The following is a 20038-nucleotide window of genomic DNA, read 5'->3' as shown; positions in this document are numbered from 1 at the left end:
TCGTTATTCAATGACAAGATATATCCTTTTCAATAAGCCCTTTGGAGTGCTCAGCCAGTTTACAGGGGAACCGGGTCAGCGCACTCTGGCGGAATTTTCACTTCCCGCGCATGTTTATGCGGCGGGCCGACTGGACAAGGACAGTGAAGGATTGCTTCTGCTCAGTGACGACGGCCCTTTCATCAAACGTCTCCTTGATCCGGCAAATAACCACGAACGGAAATATTGGGCGGAAGTGGAGGGGGTTCCGACAAGAGGCGCGATTAAGAAGTTATCAAATGGGGTGGAATTCAAAGGATACCGGTCAAAGCCGTGTCATGTGAAAATACTTGATCCGCAACCCATCGTTGCCGAACGTGATCCCCCGGTTCGCTTTCGAAAATCCATTCCGACTTGCTGGATGGAACTGGTCCTGACGGAGGGGAAAAACCGTCAGGTCCGCAGAATGACGGCCGCTGTGGGATTCCCGACCCTCCGTCTTATCCGCAAGAGGATAGGAAAACTTCCGCTTGGCGATCTCGCATCAGGGGATTGGAGGGAAGTTCAAAAAAGCGATATTTTCTGACTTGCCGCCAAATCAGATATCTTTGATATCAATGGGCAAAAAGAACCGGTGCAGTCATATGCTCCAGAATATTCTTTGTTGCACCGCCCAGAATCATCTCGCGCAGGCGGCTATGACCGTAGGCTCCCATGACCAGCATATCCGCGCTATAGTCAACCAGCGCATCGAGGATTGCGTCCCCGACGCTAAGATCCGGCCAGCGACCGGATTTGTACTCGGCCTTGACCCCGTGACGCTCCAGATGGGCGAGAATATGTTTGGTTTCGTCCTCTTCGCCCTCTGCGGCATTTACGCTTAGCAAGGTGACCTTCTCGGCCAGTTTCAGAAACGGCAGGGCTTCGTGAAGGGCTCGGGATGCTTCACGTGTATTGTTCCAGCCGACCATGACATGCTTGCCGAAGTTCCGATAATTACCGGCCGCTGGGATAATAAGTACCGGGCGCGGTGAGCTGACGACAATCTCTTCCGCAATATACCGGGACTGAGTGTTATTCTCTTCATCCGGGTCGCCCTGGCCGACAACGACAATATCGGCAGCAAGCGCGTGGTGATTGATGAGGTCCGGCGCGTACCCTTCCTCAACAACGATCTCTACCTGCTTGTCCACTTTGGTGGCGAGGCTTTCCAGCTTCGCTTTTGCCTGGGCGGCATTCTCTTCTTCGGTTTTGCGGGATTGTTCGATAAATTCCGGCGGGACATACCCCATGAAGGACGTCGGGACGGTCACCTGCGCAATTGTATATAGTCCAATAAGATGGGCATCATGCTCGACGGCGAGGCCAAGGGCTGTCTCAATGCGTGCGTCAAGTTGCTGGTCATTGTTAAGATGTAGCAATACAGTTTTTATGGACATTGTGCTTATACCTCTTTTTGAATCCACGACCGTTATATTCCATTTTAACGGTTTATTGGAAGCGTGCCATTGATTTGAGACAAACCACTACAAAATTATAGTTTAAAGCACGCCTTCGTGCCCTGTTATTTATATAGGGTCCAAAGCATGTATACCATCCATACAAACGCCCGGCATAGGCATAAGTTCCGTTCTCTGATATGAAGGGCACTTGTTAATTCAATTCGGGCAGGAGAAAGTTCCTCTGATGAATGCCATAGAAGTGCTTGTAACACGTAAATCTGTCGCGCGGCTGACGGAGCCGGCACCTGGTTCAGAAGACCTAGAGATCATAATGAAGGCGGCAATTCGTGCCCCGGATCACTGCCGCCTGCGACCATGGCGGTTTTTGGTTGTCGAAGGTGCTGCGAGAGAGAAGCTGGGTGACATATTTATGGAAGCGCTCAAATTGCGTGATCCGGAAGCAGGGGAGGCTCTGCTTCAGAAAGAGAAAAGCAAACCTCTCAGGGCACCAATGATTATTGTTGTAATCGCCAAGGTGGAGGAACATCCGAAAGTTCCGGCGGTGGAGCAGATACTCTCGGCAGGTGCAGCAGCACAGAATATGATGCTGGCGGCCCATGCGCTGGGGTATGGTGGTATATGGCGATCGGGAAAGCCCTGCTTTGATCCAAACGTCAAGCGCGCCCTCGGCGCGCGGGAGGCAGACCAGATTGTCGGGTTTCTCTATCTCGGAACAGCGGAACGCCCGCCGATCCTATCCGATGAGTCTCCTGAAGAATATGTGGAGATGTGGAACGGATAGGTCGTTCTTCGCCGTTTGAATAGGCGTTTAATAAAAATAATAGGGAGATTTTACATGTCGGAGCTTATTTTACATCATTACGATCCGTCGCCTTATGCGGAAAAGGTGCGCGCCGTTCTCGGGTTCAAGGACCTTGACTGGCGGTCTGTGCAAATCCCGCGCATGATGCCCAAGCCAGAGCTGATGCCGCTCACCGGTGGCTACCGGAAAACCCCGGTTCTTCAGATCGGTGCGCATATCTATTGTGATACGCAAATGATCATCCGTGAGCTCGAAGCCCGTTTTCCCACACCAACGCTGTTTCCAGATAACAGTCAGTTTCTAGGATGGGGCACGAGCTTCTGGACTGACAAGCTCCTGTTCAGTACCTCCGTTGCAATAGTGTTTGGAACCTTTGGCGAACAGATGCCGCCGGAGTTTGTCAAGGACAGGGCAGAGTTTTCTGGCGGTGGCATCAATGTGGAAAAAATGAAGACTCTCCTGCCGGTCTCTCTACAGCAATTTGAGGCCATGATGGACTGGGCGGAGCAAGGCTTGGCAGATGACCGCGATTATCTGCTTGGCGCAGATGCCAGCCTCGTTGATTTTAATCTCTATTTCAATGTCTGGTTCGTCGGGCGCGTGCCCGCAGCGAAAGAAATTATTGAGGGCTATCCGAAACTAAAGGCCTGGACCGCAAGGATGGCAGCATTCGGGAACGGCAATTTTACAGAAATGAGCGCGTCAGAGGCGCTGGATGTTGCCAAAAATGAAGATGTGTCCGGTTTTGAAGGTGACATCGGAGACGGGGAAGACCACAAAGCCGGTGATGCTGTATCCGTAACACCCAATGATTCCGGTCGCGTACCGGTCATTGGAACGCTCGTAACGCTAAACCGAAGGGAAATTGCTTTACGCCATGAGAATGAAACCGTTGGAGAGGTGATCCTGCATTTCCCAAGGGCCGGTTTCGTCGTTCGGTAACAAATCGCATGAGGCGAAATCACGGTTTCGCCTTTATTGCAAAGTAACTTGCAGTCATCGTTGCGAATATCACGCTATGGAGCTTCTGGATTTATTGGTCCGGCGATGTTATGAAGCACATTATAAATTCAGAAATTTCCGGAGAGACCATTGGTTACAAAATTTAAAGCTCTCGGCTTTGGGGTCCTTTTTTCTGCGACAATTGCCGCAGTGAGCATACAGAGCCCGTCAATAGCGCTCGCTCAGGAAAAGCTCCCGGAAGCAGTCGTCGCGATCGTCGATATCAATCATATCCTGCAGGTTTCTGAACCGTCGAAAAAGGCGGAAGAAAATGTGAAGGGTCTGCTGAAAACCCGGGTTGATGATTTGAACAAACGGGGTGATGCGTTGCTTGCCGAGAAAGAGGCACTGGATAAGCAAAGAGCAATTTTGTCCCCGGATGCCTATCAGCAAAAACTGTCTGAACTGAATGTCCAGCGTCAAAACCTTCAGAGAGAGTTTCAGGTCGTTAATGGCAAGATGAATGAAGTTCTGGTTGGAATCCGTCTTCGTTTCCGTGAGATCGTTGTCCGCATGGCGGCGGACGTCAGTAAGGAAAAAGGGGTTAATCTCGGCCTTGATAGGGCAAAAACGGTCTTTTTCAACCCCGGCATGGACATTACCGAAGAGGTCTTGGCCAAGTTCAATGCGGAAGATCCGAAGGTCGAGATTACGGTGAAGGAAGGTGCTGCCGCGGAGACAACCCAGCCGGCGAAAAAGAATTGATTAGATACGCGAGAGCAGCCTCGCTTTCAGTTCCTCATCGCAAAAAGCCGAGGAAATGGCGTTTCGCGTGATATTTTTCAAAGCAGTTTCGGATAATCCGTAATTTTTTACTGCTTGTTCATACTCCCGTCCAATGGACGTCGCAAAATAGGGTGGATCATCAGAATTAAGTGTGACAACGCAACCGGCATCCATAAATCGCCTGAACGGATGCTTTTCCCTGCTTTCATAAAGACCGGTGGCAACATTGCTACCCGGACATAATTCAAGCGGGATGCGGCGGTCTGCCAGTTCTTCCAGAAGATCGTCGTCTTCTATGGCGCGAACACCATGGCCGATACGGCTGATGGGCAGGGTGCCAAGGGTGGCCCGAATGCTCTCGGGTCCGGCAAATTCTCCGGCATGATTTGTTGTCTGATATCCTGCTTTTTTCGCGAGATGGAAGGCAGGCGCAAAATCGGCGGGATGAAAACGGGATTCATCGCCACCCATCCCGAAGCCGACCACATATGGATGCGGGTTTGATGCGACGAGATTCGCAACGGCGAGCGCGCGGTCCGCACCGAAATGTCGGACGCAGGTGACAATTATCCTGCCTTCAATCCCGAAATCCTTCCGCGCATCATCAATACCGGCGGCGATACCGTCCAAATGATCCTTGTAGCTCATTCCGACCTCGGCGGCGTGATCGGGAGAGGAGAACATCTCAACATAGATGGTGTCTTCCCGGGCGCATCTCGCCAGATAGTCATAGGTGACCAGACGATAGTCGTCTTTCGTCAGGATTGTCGCCGCGGCTTTGTCATAGCAGTCAAGAAATTCCCAAAAGTCGGTCCAGGCAAACTCTCCATCCGACTTGAATATCGCGAAATCAAGCGTTGCACCGTTCCGGGAGGCCATTTGCCTCACAAGGGCCGGGGTGGCGGTGCCTTCAAGATGCACATGAAGCTCTGCTTTCTTCACCATTCTAGGTCAGAAAAGCGTTGCCATATCGCAGCGGTGGTTGGGATAGATGCGCCGCAATTGTCTGGCCGATATCGGCGAACGTTTCGCGCTCCCCAATGGGGCGGCCCTTTATCTCCGGTCCGAAGGCCAGTACAGGCACAACCTCGCGCGTATGGTCGGTGCCAGGCCAGGTCGGGTCACAACCATGATCCGCACTCAAGATGACAATGTCCCCCGGCCTCAGCTTTTGAATGAGTTCCGGCAGGCGTGCGTCAAATTCCTCGAGCGCCTTGGCATAGCCGGCAACATTCCGGCGATGCCCGTGAGCCTGGTCGAAATCGACGAGGTTGGTGAAAATAAGACTGCCATCTCCGGCACGGTCAATCGCTTCCATCGTTGCATCCATGAGCGCCATGTTGCCCGCCGCCTTGACGACCTCGCCGGTTCCCTGATGCGCAAAAATATCACCGATTTTGCCAATTGAAATCACCAGATGACCGGCGTCCGTCAGCCGGTCGAGAAGGGTTTTTTCAGGAGGCGGGACTGCCAGGTCTTTCCGGTTGGCTGTCCTGGTAAAGCTACCATTATCTCCAATGAAGGGTCGCGCAATCACGCGCCCAATATTCAGAGGGTCAACAAGTTCGCGAGCGAGATCGCAAAGCTTGTAAAGTCGGCCAAGCCCAAAGCTCTCTTCATGCGCGGCTATTTGAAAAACACTGTCTGCGGAGGTGTAAACAATAGGCTTTCCCGTTGCCATATGCTCATCGCCGAGCCTTTCGATTATCTCGGTGCCGGACGCGTGACAATTCCCGAGAATACCCGGTAACTTTCCTTGTTCGATCAGTGCGCTCGTCAACTCTTCGGGGAAGCAAGGGATAGTCCTCGGAAAATAACCCCAGTCAAATAACACGGGAACGCCCGCCATTTCCCAATGTCCGGACGGTGTATCCTTGCCCTTGCTCATCTCTTGCGCGACGCCATAGAGGCCGGTAAAAGGTCCGCCTTTTGGCGTTCTGCCGTGGTAGAGATCATGGGCAGCAAACAGCCCGAGTTTTTTCAAGTTTGGCAGATCAAGCGGCCCGGACCGGCCGTCAGTATTCGCCTTGCCCGCCTCTGCCTCTTCGATTATATGCCCGAATGTATCCGCACCGGTGTCGCCAAATGCATCTGCATCCCGTGCGGCGCCAAGGCCGAAACTATCGAGGACGATCAGAATTGCCCGCATTATAAATCTTCCTTCGTTAATCGGGAACGAACCGGAGGCGCGGGGCTTCGCGCTTCATCAACAAGCGTAATTGCCTTCAGTATACGCTTTTCCACCCGCCGGGCATCCTCTTCACTTCGGGCGAAAATCGTGGCAATTGGCGTCCTCGGTCCGAGTTTTGCGCCAAGACCCGCGATATCCGCCAGGCCGACACCGTAGTCGACTGGATCTGACGCCGTATGGCGACCGCCGCCCAGGTCCATCACGGCGACGCCCATTTCACGCACATTCATCGATCCAATAATGCCGCGTTTCGGAGATATGACATCATGGCGAATGGGCGCAAGCGGGAGGTGCTTTTCTATATTTGTCATAAGATCATGGGGTCCGCCAAGTGCGGCAATCATCTGGGCAAATTTTTCGGCAGCGGTTCCGCTCGCAAGAGCGCCCTGTACCGCATGCGGAGCCGTTGCCTCGTCCGCAATCCCGGCGATGACCAGCATTTCCGCCGCCAGTGCCAGCACTACCTCCAGCAGACGGGGGTCAGCACTTCTACCCATCAGGAAATCAACTGTCTCCCGCACCTCAATCGAGTTGCCAGCGGTTCTGCCCAGAACCTCGTTCATATCGGTCAGCAGCGCCGACGTCCGAAGCCCGGCGCCATTGGCGACAGTGACAATGCTGCGGGCGAGTTCTTGTGCCTCGCCATAGTCTTCCTTAAATGCGCCAGAGCCGAACTTGACATCCATGACAAGGGCATCCAGCCCTGCCGCCAGCTTTTTCGACAAGATTGATGCGGTAATGAGAGGAATGGATTCGACGGTCGCCGTCACATCGCGGATCGCATAAAGGCGCTTGTCTGCAGGGGCGAGATCGGCGGTCTGGCCAATGATGGCACAGCCGACCTGCTTCACGGTTTTTGTGAGCAATTCCGGATCAGGCGCCGTATTATAGCCGGGCACACTGTCCAGCTTGTCAAGCGTGCCGCCTGTATGACCCAGGCCGCGCCCCGAAATCATGGGGACCGCCCCGCCGCAGGCAGCGACGATGGGGGCGAGCATCAGGCTGACTTTATCGCCAACCCCGCCTGTTGAGTGCTTGTCAACGACAGGGCGGCCAAGGTCCGCTTTCTTCCAGTCCATCACCTGGCCGGACTGGACCATTGCGTGTGTCAGTGACACACGCTCGTCCATTGTCATTCCCTGAAAGAAAACCGCCATGGCAAAGGCTGCGATTTGTCCTTCGGAAATTGAGTTGTCTGCAAGCCCGGCGACCATGAACCGGATCTCGGCGTCGCTCAACGCGGAGCCATCCCGTTTCTTTCGGATTAGTTCCTGCGGGAAGAATTCTGCGGTCTTAGTCGCCATAAGGGATCCAAATATTCTTTATCTGGGTTGCCTGATGCAGGAATTCCCGCCCTTCGCCCTGTTGTCGGTCAAACCAGTTTCGCTGGCGTCCATTGTTGACCCAGGTGCGTTTCATATTCCCGCTTGATGCGGTTTCGACGATACGGCTCCCTTCGAGCGGACCGAAATACCAGACAGATTTCACATCATCATGCGCAGCAAGTGTTTTGGCAAGGTCATCGCGATTCCCAGTTATGATGTTAAAAGCGCCACCCGGCACATCGGACGTTTCGAGAATCTGATAAAAATCCGTGGCCGAAAGCGGATGACGCGCGGAAGGAATCAATACAATCCGGTTTCCCATAGCCAAAGCCGGGGCGGCGAGCGAAATCATGGATAAAAGCGGATTTTCGTCCGGACAGGCGATACCAATCGTTCCAACCGCCTCCTTCATGGCAAGGGTTACCCCGCGCATTGGTGGTGAATGTATGGCACCTTCATATTTATCCGCCCAGGCACCATAAGAGAAAAGGCGCTGGATAGTGGCGTCCACCTCCTCTGCCGCCTTTTTGGTGCTGACACCGGTAGATTGGCGGAGGCGCGCAGCAAACTCTTCTTTTCGTATATCCAGGTTTTCGGCCATGTAATAAAGAACCTGCGCCCGATTGTGGCTGCTCGCCGTAGTCCAGCCGCTTGCCTTGTTTGCGGCCTCAACAGCGTTGCGAATGTCCTTGCGGTTGCCGTCGCCAACCTCTCCTGTTTTCTCTCCCTTTGACGAATAGACAGGAAGGCTGTAGCCCGAATCCGGTCGGGCCTGCTTTCCACCGATATACAGTTTTGGCGTTCTGTCGAGGTTCTTAGGGGATTGTTTGCCGGAGCCCGTTTCAGAGGGAGATGCTTTCGTACAATACATCGGTAGTTTTGAAGCAAAGACGGGTTTTAAAACTTCCATCATCCCTTCATGGCCGCCTTCGCGCCCATAACCTGACTCGCGATTGCCGCCAAAGCCGCATGCTGCATCGAACTGGTTCGTGGAATTAATCCAGACAACACCGCAATCGAGCTTCGGCGCGACATCAAGGGCCAGATTGATATTTTCGCTCCAGACGGAGGCGGCAAGGCCATAGCGGGTGTTATTGGCAATTGCTACCGCTTCATCCGGTGTTCTGAATGTCATTGCGACGACAACGGGCCCGAAAATTTCTTCCTGGGCGATTGTCGCCGCCGGTGCAACATTGGTGAAGAGGGTGGGCGGGTAGAAGCAGCCATCCTTGGGCGCCGTCCAATCGGGTTGCCACATTTCGGCGCCTTCATCAGCTCCTTGCCGTACCATTCTCTCAATGGTTTCGAGCTGAACCGGCGCCACGATCGCCCCCATATCGATGGACTTATCAAGCGGATCGCCAATGCGCAATGTCTTCATACGGGCGCGTAGCTTGGCAGTCATTCTCTTGGCAATACCTTCCTGCAACAGCAGTCTTGATCCTGCGCAGCAGACCTGACCCTGATTGAACCAGATGGCATCGACAACCCCTTCAACCGCGCTGTCAAGGTCAGCATCTTCAAAGACGATGAAGGGGGATTTTCCGCCAAGCTCCAGCGTCAGATGCTTGCCGCTGCCTGCTGTGACTTCGCGAATGTGACGGCCGACTTCGGTGGAGCCGGTAAAGGCAATTTTATCGACATCGGGATGCTTAACGAGGGCATTTCCGGTGTTGCCATCGCCGGTGACAATATTCACCACGCCTTTCGGAAGGCCAATGTCGTTGCATAGTTCTGCGAAACAGAGGGCTGTCAGGGATGTATACTCCGCCGGTTTCAGAACGACGGTATTCCCGGCCGCGATGGCGGGGGCAATTTTCCAGGCGAGCATCAACAAAGGAAAATTCCAGGGAATGATCTGGCCGATCACGCCCATCGGTTCAAACTCCGGAAACTCCTGTTCCTGCAATTGAGCCCAGCCGGCGTGATGATAAAAATGGCGGGCAACCAGCGGAATATCGATATCCCTGGTTTCGCGCACCGGCTTGCCGTTATCCAGTGTTTCCAGAACTGCGAGAAGCCGCGCATTGCGTTGAATGGCACGGGCAAGTGCGTAGAGATACCGGGCACGGCCAGGACCACCAATAGCCTGCCAGCTCTTCTGGGCGGCACGGGCAGCGGCAATGGCACTGGCCACGTCTGTTTCGCTTGCGGCAGCAATCTTCGCAAGCGGTTTGCCCGTTGCTGGGTTATGGCTTTCGAACCAGCTTCTGGATTTCGGCTTGACCCATTCACCGCCCATAAAGAGATCGAACTTCCCCTTGCGGCGCGCAATCCAATCGAGCGCGACGTTGCTGCTTTCCGGGGCAGGGCCATATTCCATGCTGTCAAATTTTTCTGCGATACTCATTGTCGTTCCTCAGGCCATCGGGTGGCGGAAACCGGCGGAATAACGGCCGGTGACGAAATGCTCTATCTGGCGTTCGATATCTCCGAGCAGGCTGGAAGCCCCGATGCGGAACAGATCAGGCTGTAACCAATCATTTCCAAGTTCTTCCTTCATCATAATCTGGTAATTGAGCACATCTTTTGCGGTGCTGATACCACCCGCAGGTTTGTAGCCGATCTTGTACCCAGTCATCTCAAGATACTCCCGTATCATGCGAACCATGACGAGGGTTACGGGCAGGGTCGCATTCTTGCTCTCTTTCCCGGTTGAAGTCTTGATGAAATCCGCGCCTGCCATCATGGCAACCATGCTCGCCTTGGCGACGTTACGCAAGGTAACAATATCCCCAGTGCCGAGAATGGCCTTTAGATGAGCCTCCCCGGCGGCAGCTCGAAAGGCTTTCACCTCGTCATACAGTGCCTGCCAGTTCTGCGTCAGCACATGGCCGCGGGTGATGACGATATCAATTTCATTTGCTCCTGCGGCGATCGATGCCTCTATTTCCTTTACACGCAGATCGAACGGGCTGAGACCGGCCGGAAAGCCGGTCGATACGGCGGCGATTGGAATGTTCGTATCTTTCAAGGCTTCAACCGCCGTTTCAATCATGCTGTGATAGACACAGACAGCCCCTGTGGTCAGATTACGATCGCCCATACCCATGGCGTCCAGAAGATCAGTTCGCACCGGCTGCCGGGCCTTCGCACACAGACGCCGGACGCGGCCCGGCGTGTCGTCGCCACTCAAGGTCGTCAAATCAATGCAGGTAACGGCTTTCAGGAGCCAGGCAGCCTGCGTTTCTTTCTTGACGGTGCGCCGCCCACCAAGAGAGGAGGCGCGTCGCTCGACCGCACTCAGGTTAACACGAATGCGGTCCAATACATCCAAATCGAGCGGCACGCCGGGGTTTCTCAGATGTATATCATCGGCCTGATTTATAGAGCTAATCGTTGCCATTTTCGGTGCTCCGTAAATGTGCTTTCAGCAATTCTCGTTTCAGGGTTTCAAGGAAGACGATGATGAGGGTCTCCAGATCTGCCGCCGCAAGCTTGGCACATTCAAGGGTTTGTTCGTGGCTGAGCTCTGTTTTACTCATACCAGCGGCAAGATTGGTAATGTTGGAAATTGCGGCAACACGCATGCCGGCATGACGGGCAACAAGAACTTCCGGTGTTGTTGACATGCCAACGGCGTCGGGGCCCAGCATCTTGAACGCCCTGATTTCCGCCGGGGTCTCAAAATTCGGTCCGAGATAATGAAGGTAAACGCCTTCATGCAAGGTGATCTCCAGCTCCTTCGCCACCGCGGCAACATGCTTTCGCAAAGTTGGATCATACGCATTTTCCATTGAGAAAAAGCGGGGACCGAATGTATCGTCATTCTCACCAACCAGTGGATTGAGGCCCGTGAAATTAATGTGATCACTTATCAGCATTAGGCTGCCGGGTTTCATTTTCTTGCGAAAACTACCGGCCGCGTTGGTCAGCAACAGAATGTCGACGCCCAAGAGCTTCAGCATTCGCACGGGAACGGCAAGGTTCTGAGGATTAACTCCTTCATAATAATGGACACGTCCTTGCAGGCAGGCAACCGGCATACCGCCGAGGCGGCCCAGAATAAGGCGGCCTTCATGCCCCTCTACAGTCGACTTCGGGAAATCCGGGATATCTTCATATTTTATACTGGCTACAACCTCAACTTTGTCCGCAAGAGCGCCCAGCCCTGAGCCGAGAACAATCCCGACGCGCGGCGAAAAACCGGGCGCTGTCTCCTTGACAAATTCTGCGGCCACATTTGGATCTAACGTCATCATCTTTCCTTAATGTAGGGCGTGCCAATGGCCTTTGGCGGATGTGCCTTGCCAACAAACCCGGCAAGCAGCAAAACTGTCAGTATATATGGGAGCGCCTGGATAAACTGTACAGGAATGACTCCAACGATTGGCAGCTCAACTCCCTGAAGCCGGATCTGAACTGCGTCTGTAAAGGCGAAAAGCAGGCAGGCGAGCAAAGTCGGCACCGGACGCCATTTTCCGAAAATAAGGGCTGCCAGTGCAAGGTAGCCCTTGCCCGCCGTCATGTCGCGAATGAATCCCGCCCCATGAGCTGTTGAAAGGTAGGCGCCAGATATTCCGCATAAAAACCCGGTGACAGCCAGAGCCTTGTACCGCAGCAAATCAACGGAAATACCCGCTGTGTCGACAGCATGAGGGTTCTCGCCCACTGCCCTTATGCGCAAACCGAAGCGTGATTTGTAAAGTATCCAGGCACATATCGGAACCGCCGCGGCCGCCAGATAGACAAGAATATTATGCCCGGAAATCAGGTCAGCATAGATATAGCCGAGGACCGGGATTTCACGCGCGGCGTCGCTGAAGGGCAGGTCAATGGAGCGAAAACGCGCATCGCCGCCGAGAGACGGGGTCTGCCCGCCCATTTGAAACCAGGCGTATGCGAGCGTTGGTGCCAGTCCGGCAACGACGATATTGATGGCCATTCCGGAGACAACCTGATTGCCTTTGTGGGTGACACAGGCGTAGGCATGCAATGCAGACAGCGCGAGGGAGGCCATGATCCCGGCGCCGAGACCCACCCAGGCGGAACCGGAGACGGAGGCGACCGCCGCCGCCGCGAAGGCCGCGCCCAGCATTTTGCCTTCCAGTCCGATATCAACAATGCCAGCGCGTTCCGAAAACATACCCGCAAGCGCGGCAAGGACCAGCGGGGTCGCAACCCGGAATGTCGCATCCATGAGCAGGACAATGATGTGGAATGTTTCCATCAGCCTGCCTCCATGGTCCGCCAGGTAGCGATACGTCGGTAAGCGGCTTCAATTCTGGGTCGGAACATATGCTCCAGGGCGCCCGAAAACAGGATGATCAGTCCCTGAATAACAATCACCATTTCTTTGTTGATCGTTTTCATTTCGAACGCGAGCTCGGAGCCCCCCTGGTACAGCGCACCAAACAGCAGGGCTGCAAGGAAAATCCCGACCGGATGATTGCGCCCCATCAACGCCACTGCAATCCCGACGAAGCCGTATTCATTTGTAAAATCAATGATCAAGCGATGCTGCACGCCCTGTATTTCATTAATGCCGACAAACCCGGCGAGTGCGCCGGAAATCATCATGGCAAGAATGATGTTGCGGGCTGGGGAGATACCGGCATAGCGCGCGGCCGTCTCGTTCTGACCCACGACCCTGATTTCATATCCCCATCTGGTATGCCAGACAAAAAAGTAAAATCCGCCCGCCAGAATCAATGCATATAGAAAAGAGATATTCAGCGGGGTTTCCGGCATGCTCAGAAAGTCATGAAAAAAGGGAAGCCATGTCACCTCGATAAAGGGGCGGCTTTCCGGGGACTGTCCGGCCGGATTAATCAGAACCTCGACAAGCAGGTAAGTCAGCACGGAAGCGGCAATAAAGTTGAACATGATTGTGGTAATGACAATATGGCTGCCGCGCTTCGCCTGAAGATATGCTGGAATATAAGCCCATGCGGCGCCGAACAGAGCGGCGGCAATCATGGCTATGGGAATGATGGCCCAAGTTGGGAGCCAGTCAAGATAGAGACAAACAATGGCAGTTCCGATGCCGCCAAGTGCCGCCTGACCTTCCGCTCCGATATTAAAGAGTCCGCAATGGAAGGCAATTGCGACCGCCAGACCCGTAAAGATGAAATTGGTTGTGTAATATAGCGTGTAACCGATGGCCTCAGGGTATCCGAATGCGCCATATAACAGAACCTCCAACGCCTTCAACGGATTGTCACCGACGATCAGGATGACAATCCCGGATATCAGCAGCGCCGCAAGCAGATTGACCAAGGGAACCAGAGCGTAGTTCACCCAGCCGGGGACTTTCAATGGCGCGCCAAACCTTGCCTTGCCCTCCGCCATCTGATTACACCATTTCCGGTGTGGTGCTTTCGCGCACACCTGCCATCATCAGTCCAAGGCGGGTTTCCGTGGCCTCTTCGGCGCTTATCTCGCCGACGATCTCGCCATCGAACATAACGGCAATTCGATCGGCAATGGACATAACTTCGTCGATCTCGACAGAGACGACGAGAATGGCCTTGCCCGCATCCCGCATCTGGATCAACTGTTTATGAATGAACTCAATGGCCCCTATGTCGACGCCTCTTGTCGGCTGCCCGACAAGGAGAACATCCGGCGACTGTTCCATTTCCCGTGCAAGCACCAGCTTTTGCTGGTTGCCGCCGGAAAAGCCCGATGCCAACAGATATGCATCCGGTGGCCGGATATCATATTTCTCTATGTAGGTTTCGCAATTTCTGACCATTGCGTCCCGGTCCAGTCTTAGGCCCCGATTGTACTCCGGGTTGTCGTGATAGCCCAGAATTGTGCATTCATTCGCGCTGAAAGAGAGGACAAGGCCGGCGCGGTGGCGGTCTTCCGGTACGTGGCCGATGCCCAGTTTTCTGAGGTTTTGGGCCGAGAAAGCCTTGCTGCCAACCAGTTCCTGGCCTTTGTATCGGATGCTTCCGGATGTCGGGGGACGCATTCCTCCCAGTATCTCCAGCAGCTCCGACTGCCCGTTGCCCGAGACACCGGCAATCCCAAGGATCTCACCTGCTTTCAGGTCCAGATCTATCTTTTTCAGGCGCGGGACGTTATCCGCATCCACATAGGTTAGGTCCCGAAGGGTCAGCAGAGTTTCGCCCGGTTTCGCAGGGGATTTGTCGACCCGCAGAAGGACAGAGCGGCCGACCATCATTTCCGCGAGAGCATCGCGTGTCGTCTCTGATGTTTTGGCATGTGCAACCATTTCCCCGCGCCGCATGACAGAGACATTGTCGGTAATTGCCATGATTTCACGGAGTTTGTGAGTAATCAGGATGACGGTCTTGCCCTGCTTGCGAAGAGTGTCGAGGATCCGGAACAGATGGTCTGCTTCCTGCGGGGTGAGGACGCCGGTCGGTTCGTCCAGAATAAGAATCTCCGCCTCACGATACAGGGCTTTCAATATCTCGACCCGCTGGCGCAGCCCTACCGGCAGATCGCCCACGACGGCATCGACATTGACTTCGAGTGAATATTCCTTTTCCAGCCGGATAAGTTCCTCGCGGGCCGCCGCAAGGCCTTTTGAAAGACGGGCCCCTCCTTCAATTCCGAGAATAATATTCTCAAGCACGGTAAAGGTGTCAACGAGCATGAAATGCTGGTGAACCATGCCGATGCCAGCCTCGATGGAACTCTGCGGGTTGTCTATTTGACACGGGACGCCATTGACCAGGATTTCACCGCTATCAGCCTGATAAAAGCCGTAGACAATGCTCATCAAGGTCGATTTTCCGGCGCCATTCTCGCCAATAATGCCATGAATGCTGCCCCGGTTCACCGACAGGGAAATACCCTTGTTCGCGTGAACCGGGCCGAAGCTTTTATTGACATGGCGGAGTTCGAGCGCCGGGTTTTGCTCTGACATGACAGTCAGACTTACTGGTCCATATAATTCGTGACCTTGATCTTGCCCTCGATGATATCTTCTCTCGCGGCATTCAGCTTGGCGACCATCTCTTCCGTCAGCAGATCCTTGTTCCACTGATCCACGGCGAAACCGACGCCATTTTCAGCAAGTCCAAGCACCTGGATGCCCGGTTCCCATGTGCCGTCTTTCGCTGTCATCAGGGCGTTATAGACTGCGACGTCCACACGCTTCATCATAGAGGTTAACATTGATCCCGGATGCAGGTAGTTCTGGTTGCTGTCTACGCCGATTGCAAGCTTTCCTTCATCCGCGGCGGTTTGAAGAACGCCAAGTCCCGTTGCGCCGGCAGCCGCAAAGATCACATCAGCACCACGGTCATACTGACTTTTGGCAAGTTCGCTGCCTTTTGTCGGGTCATTCCAGGCGGCCGGAGTTGTGCCGGTCATATTCTCAATCACCTCGGCGTTGGGATTGGCGTACATCACCCCTTCCTTGTATCCGAGTGCAAATTTCCGGATCAACGGAATATCCATGCCGCCTATGAAGCCGACTTTGCCGGTTTCGCTGGCCATCGCCGCGGCCATGCCGACCAGGAAGGATCCCTGTTCCTCACGGAAGATAACGGATTGAACATTTGGCAGGTCAACGACCATGTCGATAATGGTGAATTTGGTGTCCGGATACTTCTTCGCGGCTTTTTCCACGGCGGCGGCCTGTGCAAAGCCAATTGCGATAACGATGTCTGCATCATCCCGGGCCATCCGCTGGGCGGCCTGTTCGCGTTGAGACACCTGCGTGACTTCAAACTCCATGTAATCAATGCCGGTTTCCTTCTTGAACTTTTCGATGCCGTTAAAGGCGGCTTCGTTAAAGGATTTATCGGATTTTCCACCCATATCGAAAACAATGGCGGGGCTGAAATCTTCCGCATGAGCCAATCCGCTGACGGCAAGCGCGGCCGTTGCAACAAGCCCGAGGGCAATTTTCTTCATCATGTCTATACCTCTCCCTTTATGTGTCCGCCTGTCAAAGTTCTTCTCGAAACCAAGTGGGACAGCCTGAATCCAAATCAAAACCTGACCGGCTGGTCAAGATGTTATGCTTGGGTTGGTCAAAGTATAGGTATGAATTTTTCGGACAGCTAGAATTTATCTCTTTTTTGATCGCTCAGTAGTGATTTTAAAAGTGAAGTCGGATAAGGTCAGGCGGAATTTCCATCTACAATCCAGCTAGAGGCATTTTCTGATGGCTTATGATCCGCGATTTCCGAATCTTCACATTCTCGATCATCCGCTTATTGTTCACAAGCTCAGCCATATGCGGGATAAGAAAACGTCGACCAAGACATTTCGTCAGCTGCTTAAGGAAATTGCCCTGTTGATGGGGTATGAAATTACCCGGCATATGCCGACGACAATCGAGAAAATTGAAACACCGATTTGTCCGATGGAGGCACCAGTGCTTGCAGGAAAAAAATCCGCGATTGTACCAATTCTGCGTGCCGGACTGGGCATGGCGGACGGCCTGTTGGAACTGATGCCCTCTGCGCGGGTCGGGCATATTGGTATGTACAGGGATCCGAAAACAAAGCGCCCGGTGGAATATTTGCGAAAGCTGCCATCCGCAGAGGACCGGTTCTTCATCCTTGTGGATCCCATGTTGGCCACAGGGTACTCCGCCGCCGCAGGCGTGGAGGTTCTGCTTGACCATGGGGTCGAGGAAAAGAACATCCGGTTCATGGCGCTGGTCGCCGCGCCGGAGGGGGTGCAGGTCATGCAGGATATGCACCCGGATGTTGATGTTTATGTCGCGGCGCTGGACCAGAAGCTGAACGAGAAAGCCTATATCGTTCCCGGGCTTGGCGATGCCGGGGACCGGTTATATGGAACACTCTGACGTTTCTGACGACGCAGGTATGCAGATTGTTTACCATGTTTTTGTGCACCGCGGTAATAATTGGTAACAATGTTTGATTTGTGTGGACGAGGGGGCTTTCGTACATTCAGCTCGAATATTTGAGACTAGTAACAATGAGTGGCGGAATATGGTCGTTTTTCAGAAAACATTACGCAATAGTATCAGTTGTACCGGCGTTGGACTGCATGGCGGCAACCTGATCAATATGAAGCTGGCGCCTGCGCCGGTAAATAGCGGTATTGTTTTCAAGCGCACGGATGTTGATCCATCTGTGTCTGAAATCCCGGCTCAATATAATACTGTGACCGATCTTAAGATGTGTACCACGGTCGAGAATACGGCAGGCATAAAGGTCGCGACGGTTGAGCATCTGATGGCGGCCCTGTCCGGCTGCGGCGTTGATAATGTCGTTGTTGAACTAGACGGCCCGGAAGTTCCGGTAATGGATGGGTCCTCCGCGCCTTTTGTGTTCCTGATTGAATGCGCCGACGTTGTTGAGCAGGATAGCCCGCGCCGCTATATTAAGGTGTTGAAGGAAGTTGAAGTCAGTGATGGTGAGGCGAAGGCCACTCTGTCGCCGTCTGACAATATTTCCGTTGCTTTCGAGATTGATTTCGACAATCCGCGGATTGGTAAGCAGAACTGCAGCTACAGCCTGCGCAATGGTACTTTCAAGAATGAACTTTCCCGTGCGCGCACATTTGGTTTTCTCGGTGAGTTTGAGCAGCTTAAGAAGCTTGGGCTGGCTAAAGGCGGCTCGCTTGAAAACGCGATCGTACTTAGTGGAACCGATATCCTGAACGAGGAAGGGTTGCGATACGATGACGAATTCGTCCGTCATAAAGCGCTCGATGCGGTCGGAGATCTGTATCTGGCAGGAGCACCGATCATCGGTGAATTTTATGGTTTTCGCTCCGGACATGCGTTGAATAATAAGCTCTTACATGCTTTTTTCGCGGATGAGGATGCCTGGTGCTATACAACGGAAGCGCCGGTTCGAATTGCGAATGTTGGCGGGGCGCACTGGCCGACGAAGAAGGCGGCAGCACCGGCCACGGACTGATCCTGTCTGAGTTCGCCGCCGTAGATTTTTCTGGCTGAGTAAAAAAATTAAGGCGCGGAAATCAATCCCGCGCCTTTTTTGGTTTTCAGACGATGGTCAAGCAGACTTGCGCCGTCGCTCCTTGCCAGCCAGACTTTTGATTAGACCGCTAACAGCAGACCGCACCGCTGGTTCATCAATTTCGCTGTAATTGCGGACAAGCTCGATCGTTGATCGATTCTTGCCGCCATGTTCCAGCGGAATGCTGGTCGTCGACGGTTCGAGATTTTCAAAGAAATATGCGACATCAACTTCCAGCCGTTTGGCAATCTCAAAGAGACGTCCGGCGCTTACCCGGTTTGCGCCTGTTTCATATTTTTGAACTTGCTGGTATGAAATATCCAGCGCTTTGGCCAGATGCTCCTGGGTTAATCCCATCATTGTTCTTCTTTCACGAATCCGTTCGCCGACATGATCGTCGACTCTTTTCGCGACTTTGCCCATTTTTGTTTGGTACCTTTCTAAAGACTTCTAAAATTTATTTTTTTAGTTACGTTACTGTTGAGAGTGGTGTCGGCAATCCAAGATTTTGGTGTTGTTTGGAGAAAATTAAACTGCAATTCCACCCTTATAAGTAATATAACACATGCATTTCGAAAAAGAAAACGCATAAAAACTAACGGTAATTAGATAAAATAAATTTATTGATATAGGTCTCAATGCCTAGTTTTAATGTCCTATGAAGGGCTTATTTTCGGAGCAAACCTGAGTCAAACTTATGCGTGCAAGCGAAGGATAAGAGTTGCTGTTGAATAAGATGAAGAAAACTGAAACCATGCCTTTCCCTCGACACACGGATTGGATAAAATGACGAAATTATCGAGGATTGTCGGCCATGGGCCAAGAGGGATAAGTTGCATCGATTATTAAATTCAAGAATCGCCCGGGCGCTTGGCGGTCTTCTTCTGTTGTGGCTGGTCGCAGGCTGCAGCTCCACCGAACCGGAAGCCTATGTCGAGCGACCGGTGGAAGAGCTGTATAATCAGGCTCTGGCCGATCTGAATAACGAAAACTATCTTGACGCGGCCCGTAATTTTGATGAGGTGGAACGGCAGCATCCTTATTCCATCTGGTCGACGAAGGCCCAGATAATGTCGGCATTCGCCTATTATCAAAGTAACGAGTATGACCAGGCCATTCTGGCGGCAGAGAGATATATAGAGCTTCATCCCGGCAACAAGGATGTCGCCTATGCATATTATCTGGTTGCCATTTCATATTATGAGCAGATCACGGGGGTGGAGCGGGACCAGAAGGTCACTCGTCAGGCCCTTGATGCTTTGCAGAATCTTGTCCGTCGCTTCCCTAACTCAGAATATGCACAGGACGCCCGCCTGAAAATCGACCTGACAAAGGATCATCTCGCGGGCAAGGAAATGGCGATCGGGCGATATTATCTAGGTCAGAAGTATCTGGTGGGCGCGATCAATCGTTTTCGGACGGTTGTCGAGCAATATCAGACGACCACCCATGCGCCGGAAGCCCTGCACCGTCTGACGGAAGCCTATCTGATGCTCGGCATAACGCAGGAGGCACAAACGGCCGCAGCTGTTCTGGGCTATAACTTTCCGGGAAGTGAGTGGTACCAGGATTCATATGCCTTGCTGGACGCGAATTATCTAAAGCCCGAAGCGGACGAGGATTCCTGGATTGTCAAAGCCTGGAACTTCGTGTTTTAGCGCGCT

Annotated in this window: 19 protein-coding genes; 7 read left to right on the top strand and 12 right to left on the bottom strand. The window is 53.2% G+C overall.

Features of this window, described 5'->3' with window-relative positions; translation table 11 throughout:
• Window positions 1–10 precede the first annotated feature (10 nt).
• Complete coding sequence (locus AAC599_RS10625) at window positions 11–565, top strand: pseudouridine synthase (protein ID WP_340150373.1); 555 nt, start codon at window positions 11–13, stop codon at window positions 563–565.
• 28 nt (window positions 566–593) lie between these two features.
• Here the strand turns inward: AAC599_RS10625 and AAC599_RS10620 are convergent, their stop codons facing one another.
• On the bottom strand, window positions 594–1418 hold the full coding sequence (locus AAC599_RS10620; protein WP_340150372.1) for a universal stress protein: 825 nt from the start codon (window positions 1416–1418) through the stop codon (window positions 594–596).
• Between the two features lie 247 nt (window positions 1419–1665).
• Here AAC599_RS10620 and AAC599_RS10615 point away from each other — a divergent pair, with 247 nt between their 5' ends.
• The 3 genes from AAC599_RS10615 to AAC599_RS10605 all read left to right on the top strand — a co-directional run bounded on the left by AAC599_RS10615 (window position 1666) and on the right by AAC599_RS10605 (window position 3951).
• Window positions 1666–2223, top strand: coding sequence for an NAD(P)H nitroreductase (locus tag AAC599_RS10615; protein ID WP_340150371.1), 558 nt, complete (start codon window positions 1666–1668; stop codon window positions 2221–2223).
• A 54-nt stretch (window positions 2224–2277) separates the two neighbouring features.
• The gene (locus AAC599_RS10610) at window positions 2278–3186 is read left to right on the top strand and encodes a glutathione S-transferase family protein (protein WP_340150370.1); all 909 of its coding nucleotides are present in this window, start codon (window positions 2278–2280) and stop codon (window positions 3184–3186) included.
• Between the two features lie 150 nt (window positions 3187–3336).
• Window positions 3337–3951, top strand: coding sequence for an OmpH family outer membrane protein (locus AAC599_RS10605; protein WP_340150369.1), 615 nt, complete (start codon window positions 3337–3339; stop codon window positions 3949–3951).
• On the opposite strand, the gene add is transcribed toward AAC599_RS10605, so the two are convergent.
• The 10 genes from add to AAC599_RS10555 are packed head-to-tail and all read right to left on the bottom strand — an operon-like array spanning window position 3952 to window position 16329.
• Entirely contained in the window at window positions 3952–4917 is a 966-nt protein-coding gene (gene add, locus AAC599_RS10600; RefSeq protein ID WP_340150368.1) for an adenosine deaminase, read from the bottom strand.
• Between the two features lies 1 nt (window position 4918).
• The gene (locus AAC599_RS10595; protein WP_340150367.1) at window positions 4919–6121 is read right to left on the bottom strand and encodes a phosphopentomutase; all 1203 of its coding nucleotides are present in this window, start codon (window positions 6119–6121) and stop codon (window positions 4919–4921) included.
• On the bottom strand, window positions 6121–7467 hold the full coding sequence (gene deoA, locus AAC599_RS10590; protein WP_340150366.1) for a thymidine phosphorylase: 1347 nt from the start codon (window positions 7465–7467) through the stop codon (window positions 6121–6123). Before deoA ends, AAC599_RS10595 begins: the two co-directional genes overlap by 1 nt.
• Window positions 7457–9838: an aldehyde dehydrogenase family protein gene (locus tag AAC599_RS10585; RefSeq protein ID WP_340150365.1), complete on the bottom strand. Its 2382-nt coding sequence runs from the start codon at window positions 9836–9838 to the stop codon at window positions 7457–7459. Before AAC599_RS10585 ends, deoA begins: the two co-directional genes overlap by 11 nt.
• A 9-nt stretch (window positions 9839–9847) precedes the next feature.
• Window positions 9848–10834: a deoxyribose-phosphate aldolase gene (deoC, locus tag AAC599_RS10580; RefSeq protein ID WP_340150364.1), complete on the bottom strand. Its 987-nt coding sequence runs from the start codon at window positions 10832–10834 to the stop codon at window positions 9848–9850.
• Window positions 10821–11687 (bottom strand): purine-nucleoside phosphorylase, encoded by an 867-nt coding sequence (locus AAC599_RS10575; RefSeq protein WP_340150363.1) that lies wholly within the window; start codon window positions 11685–11687, stop codon window positions 10821–10823. Before AAC599_RS10575 ends, deoC begins: the two co-directional genes overlap by 14 nt.
• Complete coding sequence (locus AAC599_RS10570; RefSeq protein ID WP_340150362.1) at window positions 11687–12658, bottom strand: ABC transporter permease; 972 nt, start codon at window positions 12656–12658, stop codon at window positions 11687–11689. Before AAC599_RS10570 ends, AAC599_RS10575 begins: the two co-directional genes overlap by 1 nt.
• Complete coding sequence (locus tag AAC599_RS10565; RefSeq protein ID WP_340150361.1) at window positions 12658–13779, bottom strand: ABC transporter permease; 1122 nt, start codon at window positions 13777–13779, stop codon at window positions 12658–12660. Before AAC599_RS10565 ends, AAC599_RS10570 begins: the two co-directional genes overlap by 1 nt.
• Window positions 13780–13783: 4 nt before the next feature.
• Window positions 13784–15331, bottom strand: coding sequence for an ABC transporter ATP-binding protein (locus AAC599_RS10560; RefSeq protein ID WP_340150360.1), 1548 nt, complete (start codon window positions 15329–15331; stop codon window positions 13784–13786).
• An 11-nt stretch (window positions 15332–15342) separates the two neighbouring features.
• Window positions 15343–16329: a BMP family ABC transporter substrate-binding protein gene (locus AAC599_RS10555; protein WP_340150359.1), complete on the bottom strand. Its 987-nt coding sequence runs from the start codon at window positions 16327–16329 to the stop codon at window positions 15343–15345.
• Between the two features lie 250 nt (window positions 16330–16579).
• On the opposite strand from AAC599_RS10555, the gene upp reads away from it, so the two are divergent.
• Window positions 16580–17230, top strand: coding sequence for a uracil phosphoribosyltransferase (gene upp / locus AAC599_RS10550; RefSeq protein WP_340150358.1), 651 nt, complete (start codon window positions 16580–16582; stop codon window positions 17228–17230).
• A gap of 148 nt (window positions 17231–17378) precedes the next feature.
• Window positions 17379–18314, top strand: coding sequence for a UDP-3-O-acyl-N-acetylglucosamine deacetylase (lpxC, locus tag AAC599_RS10545; RefSeq protein ID WP_340150357.1), 936 nt, complete (start codon window positions 17379–17381; stop codon window positions 18312–18314).
• A gap of 96 nt (window positions 18315–18410) precedes the next feature.
• On the opposite strand, the gene AAC599_RS10540 is transcribed toward lpxC, so the two are convergent.
• A complete protein-coding gene (locus AAC599_RS10540; protein ID WP_293959378.1) occupies window positions 18411–18797 on the bottom strand; it encodes a helix-turn-helix domain-containing protein in 387 nt (128 codons plus the stop codon).
• A 410-nt stretch (window positions 18798–19207) separates the two neighbouring features.
• Between AAC599_RS10540 and AAC599_RS10535 the strand changes: the two genes are divergently transcribed.
• Window positions 19208–20032, top strand: a complete 825-nt coding sequence (locus tag AAC599_RS10535) for an outer membrane protein assembly factor BamD (RefSeq protein WP_340150356.1) — start codon at window positions 19208–19210, stop codon at window positions 20030–20032.
• Window positions 20033–20038: the final 6 nt, after the last annotated feature.

Source organism: uncultured Sneathiella sp. (assembly GCF_963976355.1).
GTDB lineage: Bacteria > Pseudomonadota > Alphaproteobacteria > Sneathiellales > Sneathiellaceae > Sneathiella.
The sequence above is the reverse complement of the archived record's forward strand: the minus strand, read 5'-3'. Positions and strand labels throughout refer to the sequence as shown.